Annotated in this window: 16 protein-coding genes; 14 read left to right on the top strand and 2 right to left on the bottom strand. The window is 71.8% G+C overall.

Annotation, left to right across the window (positions count from 1 at the left end; genetic code table 11):
- Positions 1 to 15: 15 nt before the first annotated feature.
- From ACFYON_RS18675 to ACFYON_RS18655, 5 genes are all read left to right on the top strand, one after another.
- Positions 16 to 879: a sulfotransferase domain-containing protein gene (locus tag ACFYON_RS18675; RefSeq protein WP_354866662.1), complete on the top strand. Its 864-nt coding sequence runs from the start codon at positions 16 to 18 to the stop codon at positions 877 to 879.
- Positions 846 to 2,459, top strand: coding sequence for a flippase (locus ACFYON_RS18670; protein WP_355014938.1), 1,614 nt, complete (start codon positions 846 to 848; stop codon positions 2,457 to 2,459). The genes ACFYON_RS18675 and ACFYON_RS18670 overlap by 34 nt, the downstream gene beginning before the upstream one ends.
- 28 nt (positions 2,460 to 2,487) lie before the next feature.
- A complete protein-coding gene (locus ACFYON_RS18665) occupies positions 2,488 to 3,420 on the top strand; it encodes a sulfotransferase (protein WP_354866658.1) in 933 nt (310 codons plus the stop codon).
- A 142-nt stretch (positions 3,421 to 3,562) separates the two neighbouring features.
- The gene (locus ACFYON_RS18660) at positions 3,563 to 4,609 is read left to right on the top strand and encodes a glycosyl hydrolase (RefSeq protein ID WP_354866656.1); all 1,047 of its coding nucleotides are present in this window, start codon (positions 3,563 to 3,565) and stop codon (positions 4,607 to 4,609) included.
- A gap of 188 nt (positions 4,610 to 4,797) precedes the next feature.
- On the top strand, positions 4,798 to 7,884 hold the full coding sequence (locus ACFYON_RS18655) for a malectin domain-containing carbohydrate-binding protein (protein WP_357709933.1): 3,087 nt from the start codon (positions 4,798 to 4,800) through the stop codon (positions 7,882 to 7,884).
- Positions 7,885 to 7,977: 93 nt separating this feature from the next.
- Here the strand turns inward: ACFYON_RS18655 and ACFYON_RS18650 are convergent, their stop codons facing one another.
- Complete coding sequence (locus ACFYON_RS18650) at positions 7,978 to 8,370, bottom strand: CBS domain-containing protein (protein WP_354866652.1); 393 nt, start codon at positions 8,368 to 8,370, stop codon at positions 7,978 to 7,980.
- 112 nt (positions 8,371 to 8,482) lie between these two features.
- Here ACFYON_RS18650 and ACFYON_RS18645 point away from each other — a divergent pair, with 112 nt between their 5' ends.
- From ACFYON_RS18645 to ACFYON_RS18630, 4 genes are all read left to right on the top strand, one after another.
- The gene (locus ACFYON_RS18645) at positions 8,483 to 8,938 is read left to right on the top strand and encodes an NUDIX domain-containing protein (RefSeq protein ID WP_355093758.1); all 456 of its coding nucleotides are present in this window, start codon (positions 8,483 to 8,485) and stop codon (positions 8,936 to 8,938) included.
- 78 nt (positions 8,939 to 9,016) lie between these two features.
- Complete coding sequence (locus ACFYON_RS18640) at positions 9,017 to 9,748, top strand: phosphocholine cytidylyltransferase family protein (RefSeq protein WP_355093762.1); 732 nt, start codon at positions 9,017 to 9,019, stop codon at positions 9,746 to 9,748.
- Positions 9,736 to 10,803 (top strand): iron-containing alcohol dehydrogenase family protein, encoded by a 1,068-nt coding sequence (locus ACFYON_RS18635; protein WP_354866648.1) that lies wholly within the window; start codon positions 9,736 to 9,738, stop codon positions 10,801 to 10,803. The genes ACFYON_RS18640 and ACFYON_RS18635 overlap by 13 nt, the downstream gene beginning before the upstream one ends.
- Positions 10,778 to 11,500, top strand: a complete 723-nt coding sequence (locus tag ACFYON_RS18630) for a CDP-alcohol phosphatidyltransferase family protein (protein ID WP_355093756.1) — start codon at positions 10,778 to 10,780, stop codon at positions 11,498 to 11,500. Before ACFYON_RS18635 ends, ACFYON_RS18630 begins: the two co-directional genes overlap by 26 nt.
- A 448-nt stretch (positions 11,501 to 11,948) precedes the next feature.
- On the opposite strand, the gene ACFYON_RS18625 is transcribed toward ACFYON_RS18630, so the two are convergent.
- Positions 11,949 to 13,208, bottom strand: a complete 1,260-nt coding sequence (locus tag ACFYON_RS18625) for a glycosyltransferase family 4 protein (RefSeq protein WP_355093754.1) — start codon at positions 13,206 to 13,208, stop codon at positions 11,949 to 11,951.
- A gap of 24 nt (positions 13,209 to 13,232) precedes the next feature.
- Here ACFYON_RS18625 and ACFYON_RS18620 point away from each other — a divergent pair, with 24 nt between their 5' ends.
- The 5 genes from ACFYON_RS18620 (at position 13,233) to ACFYON_RS18600 (ending at position 18,701) form a co-directional block, all read left to right on the top strand.
- On the top strand, positions 13,233 to 14,093 hold the full coding sequence (locus ACFYON_RS18620; protein WP_355093752.1) for a DNA-formamidopyrimidine glycosylase family protein: 861 nt from the start codon (positions 13,233 to 13,235) through the stop codon (positions 14,091 to 14,093).
- A gap of 323 nt (positions 14,094 to 14,416) precedes the next feature.
- Positions 14,417 to 15,925 (top strand): sugar transferase, encoded by a 1,509-nt coding sequence (locus ACFYON_RS18615; RefSeq protein ID WP_354866640.1) that lies wholly within the window; start codon positions 14,417 to 14,419, stop codon positions 15,923 to 15,925.
- Positions 15,926 to 15,958: 33 nt separating this feature from the next.
- Positions 15,959 to 17,182 carry a histidine kinase gene (locus tag ACFYON_RS18610; protein WP_354866638.1) on the top strand — a complete coding sequence of 408 codons (1,224 nt, stop codon included), beginning with the start codon at positions 15,959 to 15,961 and terminating at the stop codon, positions 17,180 to 17,182.
- Complete coding sequence (locus ACFYON_RS18605) at positions 17,179 to 17,946, top strand: LytTR family DNA-binding domain-containing protein (RefSeq protein WP_013289288.1); 768 nt, start codon at positions 17,179 to 17,181, stop codon at positions 17,944 to 17,946. The genes ACFYON_RS18610 and ACFYON_RS18605 overlap by 4 nt, the downstream gene beginning before the upstream one ends.
- An 80-nt stretch (positions 17,947 to 18,026) precedes the next feature.
- Positions 18,027 to 18,701 (top strand): DUF5701 family protein, encoded by a 675-nt coding sequence (locus tag ACFYON_RS18600; RefSeq protein ID WP_354866636.1) that lies wholly within the window; start codon positions 18,027 to 18,029, stop codon positions 18,699 to 18,701.
- Positions 18,702 to 18,735 lie beyond the last annotated feature (34 nt).

Raw genomic sequence — 18,735 nt, 5'->3', positions numbered from 1 at the left:
GTGAGGAGTGGGGACGTGACGGTAGCCAAGGAGCAGGCGCTCCGCGCGGTGAAGTCGGTGAGCCGGACGGTCGGACGGCTGACGGCCGGTTCGCGGATGGTGCCGGGATTCCTGATCGTGGGGGCGCAGCGCTGCGGCACCACCTCGCTGTTCAAGACGCTCTCGCAGCATCCCGGTGTGCTGCCGCCCGCGTACCACAAGGGCGTGCACTACTTCGACATGGACTACCACCGGGGGATGAGCTGGTACCTCGGGCACTTCCCCACCAACGGCAAGGCCGAGGCGGTGAAGGCCCAGATCGGGGTACGCGGGATCACCGGCGAGTCGAGCCCGTACTACATGTTCCACCCGCTGGCCGGGCAGCGCATCGCCCGGGACCTGCCGTCGGTGAAGCTGCTGGTGCTGCTGCGTGACCCGGTGGAGCGGGCCTACTCCGCGCACTCGCACGAGCTGGCCCGGGGCTACGAGCCCGAGGCGGACTTCGAGCGGGCGCTCGCGCTGGAGGAATCCCGTACGGCGGGCGAGCGGGAGCGCATGATCAGCTCCGCGTCGTACGCCAGCGAGCACCTGCAGCACAACGCGTACCTGGCCCGGGGCCGCTACATCGAGCAGTTGGAGCGCCTGGAGGCGCTCGTCGGCCGGGACCGGATGCACGTCATCGACAGCGACGACTTCTTCGCCGACCCGCGTCCCTCCTTCGACGCGGTCTGCGACTTCCTCGGGCTGCCCCGCTGGGCGGACATCGCGTTCGGCAAGCACAACTCGCGCTCCCGTTCGCCCATGTCGATGGAGCTGCGGACCCGGCTGGAGGACCACTTCGCGCCGTACGACGAGCGGCTGGCGACGTGGTGGGGACGCGTGCCGTCGTGGCGGCGGTGACCCGGACCGACGCCGGCGGCACCCCGACGCTCACCGCACCGCCCCCCGGGCCGGGCGCGGGGCTGGGCGGCGCGGCCCGGCAGGGCTTCGCCAACCTGGTCGGCGTCGGGCTGGCCGCGGTGGCCGGCTTCGGTCTTAACATCGTCATCGCCCGCGGCTGGTCGGTCAGCGAGGCGGGCATGTTCTTCGCGGCCACCAGCGCGTTCATGATCGCCGCCTCGGCGGCCCGGCTCGGCACCGACGTCGGCACCGTCTACTTCGTCAGCCGCCAGCGCACCCTCGACCGCCGCGACCAGATCCGGGGCACGATCCTGGCCGGGTTGCTGCCGGTGCTGGTGGTCGGCACGCTGCTCGGGCTGGCCGGCTGGCTGGCCGCACCGGCGCTGGCGCGGGCCACCATGCCGGAGGCCGGCCCGGAGGCGGTGACCGCGCTGCGCATCCTGCTGGCGTTCGTGCCGCTGGCCGCGCTCAACGACTACGCGCTCGCCGCCTGCCGTGGCTTCGGCCAGATGCGCCCGCTGCTCACAGTGGAGCGGCTGGGCCGCACGCTGGTGCAGTTCCTGGGCGTTGCGGTGGCCGCGTGGCTCGGCCTGTCCGCCACCGTCGGCCTGCCGCTGGCCTGGGTGGTGCCGTACCTGATCGCCGCGGCGGTCGCGCTGCTCTGGCTGAGCCGGCTGGTCGGCCGGGCGGGGCGGCAGGTGACCCGGCCGGTGCCGGCGCGCGAGCTGGCCGGGCCGTTCTGGCGGTTCACCGGGCCCCGGGCGATCAGCAGCCTGGCCGCGATCGTGGTGCAGCGGCTGGACATCGTGCTGCTCAGCGCGTTGCGCGGGCCGGCGGACGCGGCCGTCTACACGGCCGCGACCCGGTTCCTGGCGCTCGGTCAGCTCTCCAGCGTCGCGCTGTCCAGCTCGGTGCAGCACCGGCTGGCCGCCGCGTTCGCCCGCGACGACCCGGCCGAGGCGCGCCAGCTCTACCAGGCCGCCACCGGCTGGCTCGTGCTGCTGTCCTGGCCCGCCTACCTGATCTTCGCGGCGTTTGCCACGCCGATGCTGGCGTTGTTCGGATCCGGGTACGGCGACGGCCGCCGGGTCGTGCTGCTGCTGGCGCTGACGATGCTGCTGGCAACCGGCTGCGGCATGGTCGACATGGTGCTCAACATGGCCGGGCGCACCGCGTGGACGTTCTACAACGCGATGACCGGCACCGTGCTCAACGTGGTCGGGAACCTGCTGCTCATCCCGCGTTACGGCATCCTCGGCGCGGCCCTGGCCTGGACCGTCTCGATCCTGGTCACCAACCTGGTGCCGCTGACGCAGCTCTGGTGGTCGATGCGGCTGCACCCGTTCGGCGCCGGCACCCGTACCGCGATGGCGCTGGCAGTGGTCGCGCTGGGCGTGCCGCTGGGCGCGGCGAGCCTGCTCGGCGCCGATCCGCTGGTGCTCGCGCTGGTGGCCGCCGCCGGCTTGGCCGCGTACGCGGCGGGTGTCTGGCGCTGGCGGCGCACCCTGCACCTCGACGCGCTGCGCGCCCTGCGCCGTGGCCGCAACCGGGCCGGGGCGGACCCGGCCGCCCAGTCCTGACCGATCCTGCGCACCGATGGGACCTTCGATGACAAGCGACTCCCCCCTCACCTCGCCCTCCGGGCTGTCCACCGTGAAGGCCGCGAAGCTCGCCGCGGTCGGGCTGCTGGCCGACCGCAAGGAGCGCCGCGAGCTGGAACGGCCGGTGGAGGCGGGTGGCCGCCGGCTCACCCTGAAGGTGGAGCGGCCGATCTTCATCCTCGGCGCCCCGCGCTCCGGCACCACGTTCCTCGGCAGTTGCGTCGGCGCGCTGCCGGACGTGTCGTACCACTTCGAACCGCGGCTGACCAAGGCGGTCGCCCGCTGTGTCTACGAGGGAAGCTGGACGCCGCAGCGGGCCGCCCGCTACTTCCGCGGCTACTACGGCGCGCTGCTCGCCGCGTCCGGACACGGTGGACTGCGTTTCGCCGAGAAGGATCCGGAGAACTGCTTCATCGTGCCGTTCCTGACCGAGGTGTTCCCCGACGCGGTGTTCCTGCACGTCTACCGGGACGGGCGGGACGTGGCGGTGTCGCACGCCGAGCAGCCCTGGCTGAACGCGGCGTCCACCGGGAGCGGCCGCAGCGGCCGGGGCGGCACGCCGTGGGGCGCCGCGCCCCGGTTCTGGGTGGAGCCGGAGCGGCGCGAGGAGTTCACACAGGTCTCCGACCTGGGCCGGTCGGCCTGGATGTGGCGGCGCTTCACCGGCAGCGCGCTCACCCAGCTCGCCGAACTGCCGGCGGACCGGGTGCGGCACCTGCGGTACGAGGACGTCGTCACCCGCCCCGCGGAGGCGGCCGAGATCGTGGCCGACTTCCTGGAGGTCGGCGACCCGGCCGGGCGGGAGGCGCTGCACGCCCGCTTCGCCAAGGCACGGCCCGGCTCGGTGGGCCGCTGGCGGCAGCGACTGACCGAAAAGGACCTGGCCGACGTGATGGCTCAGGCCGGGCCGCTGCTGACGGAACTCGGCTACCCCGCCTGAGCGCCGCGTCACAGGTAGAGTGCCAGGGGTCGCCCGCCAGGCCCGGCGTGCCTCTCCGCCCCCGCGGATCGCAGGGCCCTCATGCCGTGGTCGGCGACCGTCCTGGGGAGAGGTTGCGGTGGTACGACGGTTACGACTGACGATGGCTGCCGTGCTGGGCCTGGCATTCCTGGCTCCGGCGGTGGCGGCCTGCGACTTCGGTTCCGAGCAGCCCGACGGGACGGCGACGACGGCAGTGCCGCCCCCGCCGACCGTGACACCGCGGACCGCGCCGGTCCGCACCACCGGCCGCGGGCCGGAGCTGCCGGAGGAGGGGGCCTGGCTCGGCGCCTGGGTCAAGCCGCAGTACCACAACGCCACCGGACGGGCCGCGGCGTTCGACGCGTTCAACCAGGCGGCCGGCGGCAAACTCGCCATCGCGCACATGTTCCACGAGTGGAACGAGCCGTTCCCGGGCAACACCGAGAAGTTGTTCCAGGCCCGGGGCAAGCTCCAGATGATCTCGTGGCAGGGCACCGACACCCGGTCCACGGTCAGCGGCGTCTACGACACGCTGATCCGGCAACGCGCGAAGGACGTCAAGGAGTTCGGCGTTCCGGTGCTGCTGCGCTACCGGTGGGAGATGGACCGGCCGAACCTGGCCGCGAGCATGCACTCGCCGGAGGACTACGTCGCTGCCTGGAAGCACGTCCGCGCCATCTTCACCGAGATGAACGTCACCAACGCCGCCTGGGTCTGGTGCCCGCACGCCGACGGGTTCGCGGAGCCGCAGCGCCGGGCCGCCGACTACTACCCCGGCGACGACCAGGTCGACTGGCTCTGCGCGGACGTCTATCCCAGCCCGGAGTGGAACAGCTTCACCGACCGGATGGACCACTTCATGGACTTCGCCAAGAAGCACCCACGGCCGGTCATCATCGGCGAGTACGGCCTGACCCAGGACGGGCGGCCGGGCCAGCGCGCCGACTGGATGAGCGAGGTCGGGCCGTACCTGAAGAAGCACCCGCAGATCAAGGGCGCGGTCTACTTCGCGGCCCGGCAGACGGAGAAGCCGCTGTACGACAGCACGTTCGGCGACGACCCGGAGAGCGAGCGGGTCTTTCGGGAGATGGCGACCGACCCGTACTTCCAGCCGCCTCTGCCCGACCTGAGTGTTCCCTCAGGGCAACCCTCTGTGTCCACCAGGTGATCGTCGCTCGTCTTTTCGTGTGACCCGGGCCGTTTCCTCGGCCAAAAAGGCCGAACCCGGGTGGACGGGCGACGCCTGAATGCGAGAAGGTATTGCTCTCACGTCTGCGGTCGGTCGAGTGACGCCCCGCCTCATGTCGGCACCGACCACGATCGCAGCGCCTCCGACGTTTCCCCCCGGAGTAGCCTGTGGCTTCCTCGATCCTGAGACACCGCTCGGTGTCCGCCTTCGGCGCTGCCGTGCTCGGCATCGCCACCCTGTTCACACCGGTGCCGGCGCTCGCCGCGCCGGCCTCGGCACCCGCGCCCGACCACAGCACGATGGTCGGCGAGGTGCCCTCGGACAAGACGCCGAACATCAACGACGGCAACGTCTTGGCCATCTACGACGCCGGCAGCAAGGTGATCGTCGGCGGCTCGTTCACGAACGCGCAGAACCGGGGTTCCTCACCCACTCCGGTCGACCGCCGCGGGCTGCTCGCCTTCGACAAGGCGACCGGCAAGATTGACAACGCGTTCGCGCCGGTGCTGGACAACGACGTCACCGCCGTCATCGCCGGCCCGACGCCGGACACCGTCTACGTCGCCGGCAAGTTCAACAAGGTCGGTGACAAGAACTTCCGCAAGCTGGTGCTGCTGAACGTCGCCGACGGCACCCCCGTCGACGGCTTCAAGGGCCCGGCGTTCAACGGCACCGTCAACGACATCGCGCTCGTCGACGGCCACCTGCTGGTCGGCGGCATCTTCACCACGGCGACCGCGACGATCAACCGCAACGGGCTGGCCTCGCTGAACCCGACCACCGGCGCGGTGGACGACTACCTCACCGTGGCGCTCACCGAGAACCACAACTGGACCCCGACCAACAACGGCGCCTCGGCCGGTGTCGGCGTGGAGAAGTTCACCGTCTCGCCGGACGGCAAGCACCTCGTGGTGATCGGCAACTTCAAGAAGGCCGACGGCGTCGTGCACGACCAGATCGTGCGGATCAACCTGGGTGCGAACTCGGCGACCGTCGCCGACTGGAACACCGACGGCTACTCCGCGGCCTGCAAGTACACCGCGTTCGACTCGTGGGTGCGCGACATCCAGTTCTCCCCGGACAGCAAGTACTTCGTCGTGGTCACCACCGGCGCGTCGTACCCGGGCACGCTCTGCGACTCCGCGGCCCGCTGGGAGACCGCCGCCACCGGTGACGGCCAGAAGCCGACCTGGACGAACTTCAGCGGCGGCGACACGTTCCTCTCCGTCGGCATCAGCGAGAAGGCCATCTACGTCGGCGGTCACTTCCGCTGGTCGAACAACCCGCTCGCCCGCGACAAGGCCGGACCGGGCGCGGTGCCGCGGGCCAGCATCGCCGCGCTCGACCCGGCGAGCGGCCTGCCGCTGTCCTGGAACCCGGGCCGCCACCCGCGCGGCTACGGCGTCACCGAGATGCTGGTGACCCAGGAGGGCCTCTGGCTCGGCAGCGACCAGGAGTACATCGGCAACTTCGACTACCAGCGCAAGCGGCTCGCCTTCTTCCCGCTGGACGGCGGCAACGCCCCGCACTCGACCAGCACCAAGGGCCTGCCGGGCAACGTCTACCAGGCCGGTCGCGCGGCGCAGACCGAGGTGCTCTACCGGGTCAACGCCGGTGGCCCGGCCATCCCGGCCACCGACGGCGGGCCGGACTGGGCCGCCGACAGCGCCACTGAGCCCAGCCCGTACCACAACACCGGCAACCAGGTCACCAGCTACACCACGAACGCGACGTTCGACCCCACCGTGCCGGCGAGCACGCCGGCCACGCTGTTCAACACGGAGCGGTGGGACGAGGCGACCACGCCGGACATGCAGTGGGACATCCCCGTCGCGGCCGGCACCCGGGTCGACGTCCGGATCTACATGGGCAACCGCTGGTCCGGCACGAGCAAGCCGGGCGCCCGCAAGTTCGACGTCAGCGTCGACGGCGTGCTCAAGCTGAACGACTTCGACCCGGTCGTCGCCGCCGGCGGGACCGACCGCGGCACCATGCAGTCCATCTCGGTGGTCAGCGACGGCGTCGTCGACATCGACTTCGGCCGGGTGCTCCAGAACCCGCTGCTGCACGGCATCGAGATCGTCAAGACCGCGCCCACGCCGGACGCCTCGGACGTGCTCTACCGGGTCAACGCCGGTGGCGACCAGTTGGCCGCGCCGAGCGGACCGGCCTGGGCCGCGGACAGCGCCACCGCGCCGAGCACCTACCACAACGCCGGCAACCAGGTGACCAGCTACACCACGAACGCCTCGCTCGACGGCACGGTGCCGTCGGGCACGCCGGTCGAGCTGTTCAACGCGGAGCGGTGGGACGAGTCGCCCGCGCCGGACATGCAGTGGGACTTCCCGGTCCCGGCCGGCACGCCGGTGCAGGTGCGTCTCTACCTGGCGAACCGCTGGGCCGGCACCGCCACCGCCGGCAAGCGCAAGTTCAACGTGACCATCGACGGCGTGGTCAAGCTGAGCAACTTCGATCCGATCGCCTCGATCGGCGCCACCAACCGGGGCACGATGCGCGCGTTCCCGATCACCAGCGACGGCAACATCGACATCGACTTCGGTCGCGTCTTGGAGAACCCGCTGGTGCAGGGCATCGAGATCGTCAAGCTGCCCCCGGTGCCGCCGGCCACCACCGTCGACAGCATCACCAAGCGGACGTACGACGGCGCGACCTCGGTCGGCAACGCGATGTCGGTGCCGAATGCGGACAGCACCCGCTGGTCGGGCGTCAAGGGCGCGTTCTGGGTCGGCGGTGACCTGTTCTACGGCGTCGGCGGCGACCTCTACAAGCGCTCGTTCGACGGCAGCGAGTTCGGCACCCCGAAGAAGCTGGACCCGTACCACGACGCCAAGTGGGACACGGTCGTCACCGGCTCCGCGCCGGAAGGCTCCACGTACGCCGGCATGACCGGCAACTTCGCCGCCGAACTGCCGAACGTGACCGCGATGTTCTACAAGAGCGGCCGGATCTACTACTCGCTGGCCGGTCAGAGCACGCTGTTCTGGCGTCAGTTCGCGCCGGACACCGGCACCGTCGGCGCCGAGCGCAACACCGTCACCGGCACCACGGCCTTCGCCGACGCGGGCGGCCTGTTCCTGGACGGCGACACGCTCTACGTCGTGTCCCGGAGCAACGGCAACCTGTCCTCGATGGCCTGGTCCGACGGCGTGCCGACCGGCTCCGCCACGGTGCGCAGCGGCCCGGCCGTCGACGACGTGGACTGGCGCGGCACCTCGGTCTTCGTCGGCCCCTGACGGGCGGACACGACCGAACAGCACGACGATGGCCCGGCCGGTATCGGCCGGGCCATCGCCCTTTCTCCGGCTTCTCCCTCGCCCGGGGGAGGATCAGGTCCGGTTCGGCGCGTGCTCTCCCGCCCAGACCCGCATCAGGTCCCGTACCGAGATCACTCCCGCCACCTCCCGCCCGTCGAGCACGACCAGGTGCCGGAACCCGCCCCGGGCCATCGCCGCGGCCGCCTCCTCGACCGTCCAGTCCGGGCCGGCGTAGACGACGTCCCAGGTCAGGTGTGCGCCGGTGCGCTCGACATCCGGGTCGAGCCCGGCGCCGATCGCCTTCAGCACATCGCGTTCGGTCATGATCCCGACCCCTTCGGAGTCCGGGTCGATCACGACCGCCGACCCGACACCGCGGGCCGACATCATCCGGGCCGCCTGCCGGAGCGTGTGCTCCGGCCCGACCACCAGTACCTCGCTGGACATCGCTTCGCGTACCTGCATCACACATCACCCCTGTGGGACGGCGACTGAGTACGGACATGGTGGGCCCTCGATGCGTACCGGGACAAGAACGGGCATCGCCGCAGACGGCGCGGATGGCTACTGTCGGAGGGTGCCTACCGAGCCCCTCCGCTGCGCCGGCGCGCTGATCGTCGACGACGACGCCCGCATCTTCATCCAACGCCGATCACCCGAGCGACGCCTCTTCCCGAACTGCTGGGACATCGTCGGCGGGCACCTCGAACCGGGCGAGGAGATCGACGACGCGCTGTGCCGGGAGGTCACCGAGGAGACCGGCTGGGCCGTCTCGCACGTGCTCGGCCTGGTCGGCGAATACCGGTACACCGCCGACGACGGGCTGACCCGGGTGGAGACCGACTTCCTGGTCCGGGTGGACGGCGACCTGAGCCGGCCCCGGCTGGAACCCGGCAAGCACACCGAGTTCCGCTGGCTGGCGGAGTCCGAGATCGCGCTGCTCGACGAGCACCGGGACGTCAACGAGGGGCTGATTCGGCGGATCGCCGAGGACGGCTTCGCCGCGCTGCGCTCGATCGGGTTGACGGGCTGACGGGCTGAACCACTGCGGGTCGGTGCCCGGCGATATCCTCGCCGGGTGGAATCGGGTCGAGAAGAGGAGCGTGTCGGCATGATCGGGATGGTGCTCGCCGCCGGTGCGGGGCGCCGGCTGCGGCCGTACACCGACACCCTGCCCAAGGCCCTGGTGCCGGTCGACGGGGAGACCACCATCCTCGACATCGCGCTGCGCAACCTCGCCGAGGTGGGGCTGAACGAGGTCGTGATCGTGGTCGGCTACGCGGCCGACGCGGTGCGGCAGCGCCAGGCCGCCCTGGAGGAGAAGTACGGCGTCACGCTCAACCTGGTGCACAACGACAAGGCCGAGGAGTGGAACAACGCGTACTCGCTCTGGCTGGCGCGGGAGCACTTCTCCCGGGGCGTGCTGCTCGTCAACGGCGACACCGTGCACCCGGTGAGCGTGGAGAAGACGCTGCTGGCCGAGCGCGGTCCGGGCATCCTGCTCGCCGTGGACACGCTCAAGCCGCTGGCCGAGGAGGAGATGAAGACCACCTTCGACGCGGCCGGCCAGCTCACCCGCATCACCAAGCTGATGGACCCGGGCGAGGCGTACGGCGAGTACATCGGCGCGACGCTGATCGAGCCGCAGGTGGCAGTGCCGCTCGCCGACGCGCTGGAGACGACCTGGCGGCGTGACCCGAACCTCTACTACGAGGACGGCTACCAGGAGTTCGCCGAGCGCGGTGGCGAGGTGCGGGCGGCCCCGATCGGCGACGTCTCCTGGGTCGAGGTCGACAACCACGCCGATCTGGCCCGGGCGCGGGAGATCGCGTGCCGCTACTAGCCCGCAGCGTCCTCACCCCGCTGCACATCGACGTGCGGCGGGGCGCGGTGGCCGACCTGGCGGCGATCCTGTCCGACGGCCGGATCTCGGCCGGTGGCGACGTCGCCGTGGTGGTCGGGCCGGGGCAGGGCGAACGGATCGCCGAACTGCTCCGGCCGTCGCTGCGCTCGGCGGACGTGTTCACCGTCGCCGGGGGCACGCTGGACGCCGCCGACGACCTGGGAGCGAAGCTGCGCAGCCGGTCGTACGACGCGGTGGTCGGCATCGGCGGCGGCAAGACGATCGACGTGGCGAAGTACGCGGCGACCCGGCGTGGGCTGCCGATGGTCTCGGTCGCGACGAGCCTCGCCAACGACGGCATCGCCTCCCCCGTGGCCAGCCTGATCACCGAGGGCCTGAAGGGCTCCTACGGCGTCCACATCCCGATCGCGGTGATCGTCGACCTGGACTTCGTGGACGCCGGGCCGGATCGGCACAACCGGGCCGGCATCGGCGACGTGATCAGCAACATCAGCGCGCTCGCGGACTGGGAACTCGCCCGGCGCGTACGCGGCGAGCGGGTCGACGGGCTGGCCGCCTCGCTGTCGCGGGCCGGCGCCGAGGCCGTGCTCAACCACCCCGGCGACATGAGCGACGACGGCTTCGTCACTGTGCTCGCCGACGCGCTGATCTCCAGCGGTCTGGCGATGGCGATCGAGGGCACCAGCCGGCCGTGCAGCGGCGGCTGCCACGAGATCATGCACGCGATCGACGCGCTGTTCCCCGGCACCGCCTCGCACGGCGAGCTGGCCGGGCTCGGCGCGTTGTTCTGCACGTTCCTGCGCGGCGACGAGCGCCGGTTCGCCGAGATGGCTGCCTGCCTGACCCGGCACGGGCTGCCCCGCCTGCCCGCCGAGGTCGAGCTGACCGACGACCAGTTCGTGGAGGCGGTGCAGTTCGCGCCCGCCACCCGGCCGGACCGCTACACCATCCTCGAACACCTCGCGATGTCCGCTACCGAGACGCGGGAGCGGCTGGCAGACTACGCCGGTGCCCTCCGCGACCACATTGGCTGAGCCCCGTCCCACCGTCGCCGACTTCCACCGGGTCAACCGGGGAGGCGGCCTGTTCAGCGAGTCGATCAGCCAGTGGATCGGGGCGGCGTTCGCGCTTGCGGCCCAGCGGTTGGGGCTGCGCCCGACCGCGCTGACGCTGACCAACCTGGTGCTGGGGCTGGCCGCCTCGGTCACCGTGGTGGCGCTCGCCGACGACGTGGCCGCCGGCACCGTCCCGGCCTGGGTGGTCGGGCTGGTCGCCCTGGTCGCCTGGCAGATCGCGTACGCGCTCGACTGCGCCGACGGTCAGCTCGCCCGGGTGACCGGTCAGAACAACGCGGCCGGGGCCCGGGTCGACGTGCTCTGCGACGTGGCCGCCCAGATCGCGCTGGTGGCCGCCCTGTCCGCCACGGCCGTGGCGCAGCGCCCGTCCACGCCGGTCTGGCTGGTGGCGGCCTTCGCCGGCACCTGGATGGTCAACCTGGTGACCTCGGTGATGCAGTCCGGGCCGAACGCGGCGAGCATGGTCACCTCGACCTCGTTCCCGGTACGCCTGGTCAAGCTGGTGCGCGACTACGGCGCCGTGATCTTCGTGGCCGGCCTGGTGCTGGCGTTCGCCCCCGCGCTGGCGCTCTGGCTGATGGTCGCGTTCACGGTCGTCAACGGCGGGTTCCTGCTGGCCAGCATCGCGTTCTCCGCCCGCGCCTCTTTGCGCTGAGGCCTGCCCTGGCTTTGCCGCTTGCGTCGGCCCCTCCGACGCTGCCCTGCGCTGTCGTGCCCTGCGCCGTCCTGTCCTGGCACCGTCCTGCTCGGTGAGACGGCCACCCGGGCGGGACGCGCCGATGACGCCTGCGCAGGCCAGCCCTTCTGCCGCCGCACCAGAGGCCGGTTACTGATAGTTACCTCCCAGGGAGGGGCGGGGTGCCTCTTCGGCGACTTTGCTCTGCAGCCATACGCGCACCAGGAACTCTCAGTTACCGCTGCCTCGATGGCTGCAGAGCGAAGGTGCGAAGGGGCATCTGTCGGCAAAAGCCAGCTTTCAGGTATTCGACCAGCTCAGGCTTATGATGGGTGACCCAGAGCAGGGATCGGCGACAAACCGACCGTCACAGATGGTGACCGACGCAGGGGCGCACCTACCAGTAACGCAAGGTGATCGAATTGCGTCAGGAGTGCCTCTGCAAGCCCGCGTAGACGTCGATCAGGCGCTTGGTGATCACGTCGGGGTGGAAGGTGCGCTCGTAGCGGCTTCGAGCCGCTGGGGCCAGCGCGGGCGCCTCGGCGGCGGCCAGCGGCAGGGCGGCGGCGAGCGCCTCGACCTCGGGCGCGACCACCCAGCCGGCCTCGCCGCGCTGCACCCCGGAGGGCAACGCGACCCGCCCGTCGCCCGGCGCCGAGGTGGCCACCACGGCCGGGCCGGTGCCGGCGGGCTCCCTCGGCCCGTCCGCGCCCACCAGGTACGGGATGCCGCCGAGCGCGGTCCCGAGCACCGGCCGCCCGGCAGCCAGCGCCTCGATGATCACGGTGGGCAGCACGTCGTGCCAGGTGGAGGTGGCCAGCACCACGGAGCTGTCGGCCAGCGCCGCGCGTACCCCGGAGCGGTCGAGCTGGCCCAGGTAGAGCACGTCGGGCCGTTCGGCGGCGGCCGCCTCGGCGAGCGGACGCAGCTCGCCGTCACCGGCGATGCGCAGCGGGCCGAGCGCGCCCACCGGGTGCCGCCGCCACGCCGAGAGCAGCAGGTCCAGGCCCTTCTCCGGGCTGAGCCGGCCCATGAACAGGAAGCCGTTCCCGGCCGGCGACGGGGTGCCCGGATCGGGCACCGCGTTCGGCTTGACCACGATCCGCTCGTCCGGGATGCCGTAGTCGCGCAGGTGGTCGGCGACCGCCGTGGTGAGCGCGATGAACCGGTCCACCGACTTCCAGGTGGGGCGGTGCACGGCCAGCGTGGTCGCCATCAGCGCGCTCTGCGCCCGGGAGTTGCGGTAGCAGCGGTGCACGATCGCCGGCACGCCGAGCGTCCGGCCCCGGCAGTCCTGGCAGATCACGCCGTCGCGGAAGTAGAGACCCGAGGAGCAGACCTGCCGGTAGTTGTGCACGGTCTGCACCACCGGCACGCCGCGCTTGTGCGCGGTCCGCACCACCCAGGGCGAGAGCAGGGGGTACGGGTTGTGCAGGTGCAACACGTCCGGCCGGTGCTCGGTGAGCAGGCGGTCGAGGTCGTGCTGGGCCTTCGGGGCCCAGATCGGCGAGATCGGCAGCAGCGCCTTGGCCGGCTTGGACATCGACGGGATCTCGTCGGAGCTGCGCAGGAACGGCAGCACCTCCACACCGGCGGCGGTGAGCTGGGCGATCTCCGCGTCGACGATGGTGTTCTCGCCGGAGGGCTGGGCTTCCCGGTACCGGTTGTGCGCCACCACGATTCTCACGGGAAAGAAGGCTACCGTTGGACGATGCCCGAACTACCGGAGGTGGAAGCGCTCGCCGGTTATCTGCGTGAGCGTGCGGTGGGCCGCCGCGTCGAGCGGTTCGAGGTCACCGCGATCAGTGCGCTGAAGACGTACGACCCGCCGCCGAGCGCGGTCACCGGCCGGACGGTCACCGGCACGGGCCGGCACGGCAAGTTCCTGGACGTCCGGTTCGACGAGGGACTGCACCTGGTGATCCACCTGGCCCGGGCGGGCTGGCTGCACTACCGGGAGGCGTTCCCGTCGGCGACCCCGCTGCGACCCGGCAAGGGCCCGATCGCGGTGCGGGTACGCCTCGACGACGGCTCCGGCTTCGACCTGACCGAGGCGGGCACCCAGAAGAAGCTGGCCGCCTACCTGGTCACCGATCCGGCGCAGGTGCCGGGCGTGTCGAAGCTCGGGCCGGACGCGCTGGAGGCGGACCTGCCGACCTTCGCCGAGCGGCTGCGCAGCCGCCGGGGCCAGGTGAAGGGCGTGCTGACCGACCAGTCGGTGCTGGCCGGCGTCGGGAACGCGTACTCGGACGAGATCCTGCACGCGGCGCGGCTCTCGCCGTTCGCGATCACCGACCGGCTCACCGATGACCAGCTCGCCGGTCTGCACGCGGCGACGCGCACGGTCCTGGCTGACGCGGTGCGCCGGTCGATGGGACAGGGGGCCGCGGAGCTGAAGGGTGAGAAGCGTTCGGGCCTGAAGGTGCACGCCCGCAAGGGACTGCCGTGTCCGGTCTGCGGCGACACCGTGCGGGAGGTCTCGTTCGCCGATTCGAGCCTCCAGTACTGCCCCACCTGTCAGACCGACGGCAAGCCGCTGGCTGACCGAAGGTTGTCCCGCCTCGTACGGTGAGTGATGGCATTCGCCGGTTACCGAGCGGAATCGACCCGCGATCACCCAAGGTCCGGTCCGCCCCTCTACCCGAGCCGTCATCCATCGGTATAGTGGCTCGGTCCCCGGCTTCACAACTGATTCGGAGCCGGCCAGATCTCACCGAGCACCAGCGGAGCGGCTTCCTCGCGGGGCCGGTCCGGGCCGGGCCCGCGTGGGAGACTGGGACGGTGAGCGACCCGGGCCCTCACGCCGAGTGAGGACGCGGGTCATGCGGGAGGACATGGGTTGAGGTGACGACAAGCCTCCAGCGCCCGGTAACCGAAAGAGGCCGGAGCAAGAGCGTGCGGCACGTCGACAGCTTTGAGATCCAGCCGCCGACTCCGCCGTCGCACAACGGCGTGCCCCGGTCGGCGTGGGCCCGCGCCCGGCGCCGGGTGTCCCGGTGGCACCGGCCCTACATCGTGTTCCTGCTGCTGCTCGACTTCGGCGCGGCGGCCCTGGCCAGCTTCCTGGCCGTGCAGATCTTCGAGCAGGCCGACTCCGGCTTCCGCAACTCGCCGCAGGTCTGGTTCTACACCGTGGCGTTCGTGCTGCTGCCGCTCGGCTGGCTGCTCTTCCTCTGGGGCAACCGGGCCTACGACCGGCGCTACCTGGGGCTCGGCCCGGACGAGTTCAAACGGGTGATCCGGGCCGGCGTCGCGGTGGCGGCGGCGGTCTCGTTCATCGCCTTCGCCACGAAGACCTACTCGCTGTCCCGGTGGACGGTCGGCTTCGCGCTGCTCGGCGCCCTGTTGCTGATCCTGCTCGGCCGCATGATCGCCCGGGCCTTCCTGCACGCGCTGCGCCGCCGCGCCGGCCACGCCGGGCACCGGATGGTGCTCATCGGCACGCTTCCGGAGTGCCTGGAGGTCTACACCACTGTCACCCGGAACCCGTCCGTCGGTCTGGTGCCGGTGGCCATCCACCTCACCGACGGATACGCCGCCGCGCGCGGCCTGGAGACCCCGGTGCCGGTGTACGCGGGCCGCGACGTGCTGGCCCTGGTGCGTGAGGTGGGCGGCGACACCATCGCGGTCTGCGGCTCGGCCAGTGCCGAGCCGGGCGAGCTGCGCCGGCTGGCCTGGCAACTGGAGGGCTCCGGCGTCGACCTGGTGGTCGCGCCCCAGCTCACCGACATCGCCGGTCCCCGGGTGCACATCCGCCCGATCGAGGGCCTGCCGCTGCTGCACGTCGAGGAGCCGACCCTGTCCGGGCCGGCGCTGCTGGCCAAGAACCTGATGGACCGGGTCGCCGCCGGGCTGGGCCTGCTGCTGCTGGTCCCGCTCTTCCTCGCCATCGGCCTCGCCATCCGCATCTCCGACCCCGGGCCGGTCTTCTTCCGTCAGCCCCGGGTGGGGCACGAGGGGCGGACGTTCCGGGTCTGGAAGTTCCGGACCATGTACGTCGACGCCGAGGAGCGGCTGGCCGGCCTGGTCGACCGGAACGAGACCGACGGCATGCTGTTCAAGATGAAGCAGGACCCCCGGGTCTTCCCGGTGGGCCGCTTCCTACGGGCCACGTCGCTCGACGAACTGCCCCAGTTGATCAATGTGCTCTGGGGCGAGATGTCGCTGGTCGGCCCGCGCCCGTTGCCCGCCGACGACGGCGACTTCCTCGGCGACGTCCGGCGCCGGCTGCTGGTCCGACCGGGCATGACGGGTCTGTGGCAGGTCTCCGGCCGCTCCGACCTTTCCTGGGACGAGGCGGTCCGGCTCGACCTCTACTACGTCGACAACTGGTCGCTGGCGTACGACCTGAGCATCCTGTGGCGGACCGTCGGCGTGGTGCTGGCCCGCAAGGGCGCGTACTAGCGCTACCGGGCCGACACCCGGCAGGATCGCTGCGTGGGTGGCAACCTCTCCGCCGTCTTGGCCGTCGTCTCGCTGGTCACCGCGTTGGCCGCGGCGCTCTGGGCGGTGCTGCGCCTGCGCGGTCGGCGGGGCATCGCCACCGCCACCCAGCGGGCCACGTACGAGGTGCTGCACACCGCCGGGCTCGCCGCCGAGCCGCTGCGGGCCGGCCTGACCGCGGCGGACGCGGCGAAGGCCGTACGCCATCTGCGGGCCCTGGTGGGTGCGGCCGGGCTGGCGCTCACGGACCGGGACGCGTTGCTCGCGATCGACGGGCAGGGGGCGCACCACGGCGACCAACTGGTCGCGGCGGCCCGGCGGGCGGCCGACAGCGGGCGCTCCACGGTGCTTGGCGACTCCGAGCTGCACTGCGACCTGGTCGACTGCCCGGTACGCGGCGCGGTGGTGGCGCCGCTGCGCGCGGACGGCCGGGTGGTCGGCGCGCTGGTGGCGGTGGCCGACGAGCGGCCGGCGCCGGGTCTGGTGCAGGCGACGCTGGAGACCGCGCACTGGGCCGGTGACCAGCTCGCGCTGGCCGAACTGGAGTCGTCGCGGGAGCGGCTGGCCCGGGCCGAGGTACGCGCGCTGCGCGCCCAGATCAGCCCGCACTTCATCTACAACGCGCTCACCGCGATCGGCTCGTTCGTGCGCACCGACCCGGAGCGGGCCCGGGAGCTGATCCTGGAGTTCGCCGAGTTCACCCGCTACTCGTTCCGGGCGCACGGCGAGTTCACCACGCTCGCCGAGGAGCTGCGCTCGATCGACCGCTACCTGACGATCGAGCGGGCACGCTTCGGCGAGCGGCTCCAGGTGCGCCTCCAGATCGCGCCCGAGGTGCTGCCGGTGACGCTGCCGTTCCTCTGCCTCCAGCCGCTCGTGGAGAACGCCGTCCGGCACGGGTTGTCCCGCAAGCCGGGCACCGGCATGGTGAGCATCGAGGCCCGGGACGCGGGCGCGGAGTGTCACATCACGGTGGAGGACGACGGGGTGGGGATGGATCCGACGACGCTCACCGCAGGCATCGCCGAGGTCTCCGGCGCGGCCGGCGACCCGGCCGACGACCCGGGGCAGCACGTCGGCCTCTCGAACGTCGACGAACGGCTCCGGTCGGTCTTCGGGAACGGTTTCGGCCTGGTCGTGGAGACCGGGCTGGGTTCGGGTACGAAGGTCAGCATGCGCGTACCGAAGTTCCACCCCGGGGTACGGGTGTCGTCATGACCGTCACCGGCACCGGGTTCCTGCGGGTGCTGGCGGTGGACGACGAGCCGCCCGCGCTGGACGAGCTGGCGTACCACCTGCGCGCCGACCCCCGGGTGGCCCGGCTGCACACGGCCGGCGACGCGACCGAGGCGCTACGCGTGCTCCGCGACGACGACGTGGACGTCGTGTTCCTCGACATCCGGATGCCAGGGCTGGACGGCATGGAGCTGGCCCGGGTGCTGCGCCGCTTCGCCCGGCCACCGGCGATCGTTTTCGTCACCGCGTACGACGACGGCGCGGTGGACGCGTTCGATCTGGGCGCCACCGACTACGTGCGCAAGCCGGTCCGCGCCGAGCGGCTGGCCGAGTCGCTGCGCCGGGTGATCGGTTCCCGGGTGGTGCCCTCGCATCCGGCCGCGCTGGCCAGGGCGGAGGAGGATCCGACCATCCCGATCGAGCTGGCCGGCACCACCCGGATGCTGCCCCGCTCGGCGGTGCGGTGGGTGGAGGCACAGGGTGACTATGCGCGGCTGCACACGGCGGAGGGGTCGCACCTGGTCCGGGTCTCGCTGGCCACGCTGGCCGAGCGCTGGGCCGATGCCGGCTTCGTCCGGATCCACCGCTCCTATCTGGTGCAGTTGCGGCTCATCGCCGAGCTGCGGCTGGTCAACTCCGGCTACGTGGTGGTGATCGACGGATCGGAGCTGCCGGTGAGCCGCCGGCACACCCGGGAGTTGAAGGACAAGCTGGTCCGCGCCGCGAAGCAGGACTGGAGCCGCTGAGGGACGGGGTGCCGACGGCATGTCGTCGGCTTGTCGCTGCGGCGCCCTGCCGTACACTGTACGGCAGACCGTACGACAGCATGGGGGACCGCATGTCCGACGCCCGCTTCGACGCCGCCGCCGAATTCGACAGTCAGCTCGACCGCCTCGTACAGCTCGGCTACCCGGCGCTGGCCGGACAGACCGAGGACGAGTTCCGCGCGCTGCTCAGCCCACTGCGCGACGCGGCCGTCACCGGTGCCGCCGGGCTGGCCGCCCCAACCGACGCGCGCGTGCCGTTCCTGCTGGTGACCACGCGGGAACTGGTGCCGGCACCGGAGCGCATCGCGCTCACCACGCTCGCCGGCAAGCGCAAGACCGGCGTCCTCGACCGGAACTTTCCCGCCGACGACCTGCCGGCGTTCCACCCGATCAAGGAGCTGGAGGTGCCGGCCGGTCCCGCGTACCTGCTGTTCGACGTGGACCGGGGCGAGGAGTACCGCAACGTGCCGCCGTCGGCCGCGCTGGAGGACATGACCGCGAAGGACCGGCTGCCGCTCACCATCGACGAGGGACTGGCCTTCGTCACGCTGCACCCCGCCGCGCTGGCGAGCAACAGGTGCTTCTCGCTTGTCGGGTCGCGCTGCGGCGACCGGCGGGTGCCGGCGCTGTGGATCAGCCAGGGGGCGCCGAAGCTCGGCTGGTGCTGGTTCGGCAACCCGCACACCTGGCTCGGCTCGGCGACCGCGAACCCGGTACGGGTAGGCCTGGACTGACCGGTGGTCGGGGCGGGCCGGAACGGTCCCGCCC

The organism is Micromonospora sp. NPDC005686 (genome assembly GCF_042871665.1).
Classification (GTDB): domain Bacteria; phylum Actinomycetota; class Actinomycetes; order Mycobacteriales; family Micromonosporaceae; genus Micromonospora.
The sequence above is the reverse complement of the archived record's forward strand: the minus strand, read 5'-3'. Positions and strand labels throughout refer to the sequence as shown.

What these genes read in the sequence shown, in the direction of transcription:
- ACFYON_RS18620 (WP_355093752.1), top strand. Translation starts at nt 13,233, where the DNA reads ATGCCCGAACTACCGGAGGTGGAAGCGCTCGCCGGTTATCTGCGTGAG.
- ACFYON_RS18660 (WP_354866656.1), top strand. Translation starts at nt 3,563, where the DNA reads ATGGCTGCCGTGCTGGGCCTGGCATTCCTGGCTCCGGCGGTGGCGGCC.
- ACFYON_RS18650 (WP_354866652.1), bottom strand. Translation starts at nt 8,370, where the DNA reads ATGCAGGTACGCGAAGCGATGTCCAGCGAGGTACTGGTGGTCGGGCCG.
- ACFYON_RS18600 (WP_354866636.1), top strand. Translation starts at nt 18,027, where the DNA reads ATGGGGGACCGCATGTCCGACGCCCGCTTCGACGCCGCCGCCGAATTC.
- ACFYON_RS18605 (WP_013289288.1), top strand. Translation starts at nt 17,179, where the DNA reads ATGACCGTCACCGGCACCGGGTTCCTGCGGGTGCTGGCGGTGGACGAC.
- ACFYON_RS18640 (WP_355093762.1), top strand. Translation starts at nt 9,017, where the DNA reads ATGATCGGGATGGTGCTCGCCGCCGGTGCGGGGCGCCGGCTGCGGCCG.
- ACFYON_RS18665 (WP_354866658.1), top strand. Translation starts at nt 2,488, where the DNA reads ATGACAAGCGACTCCCCCCTCACCTCGCCCTCCGGGCTGTCCACCGTG.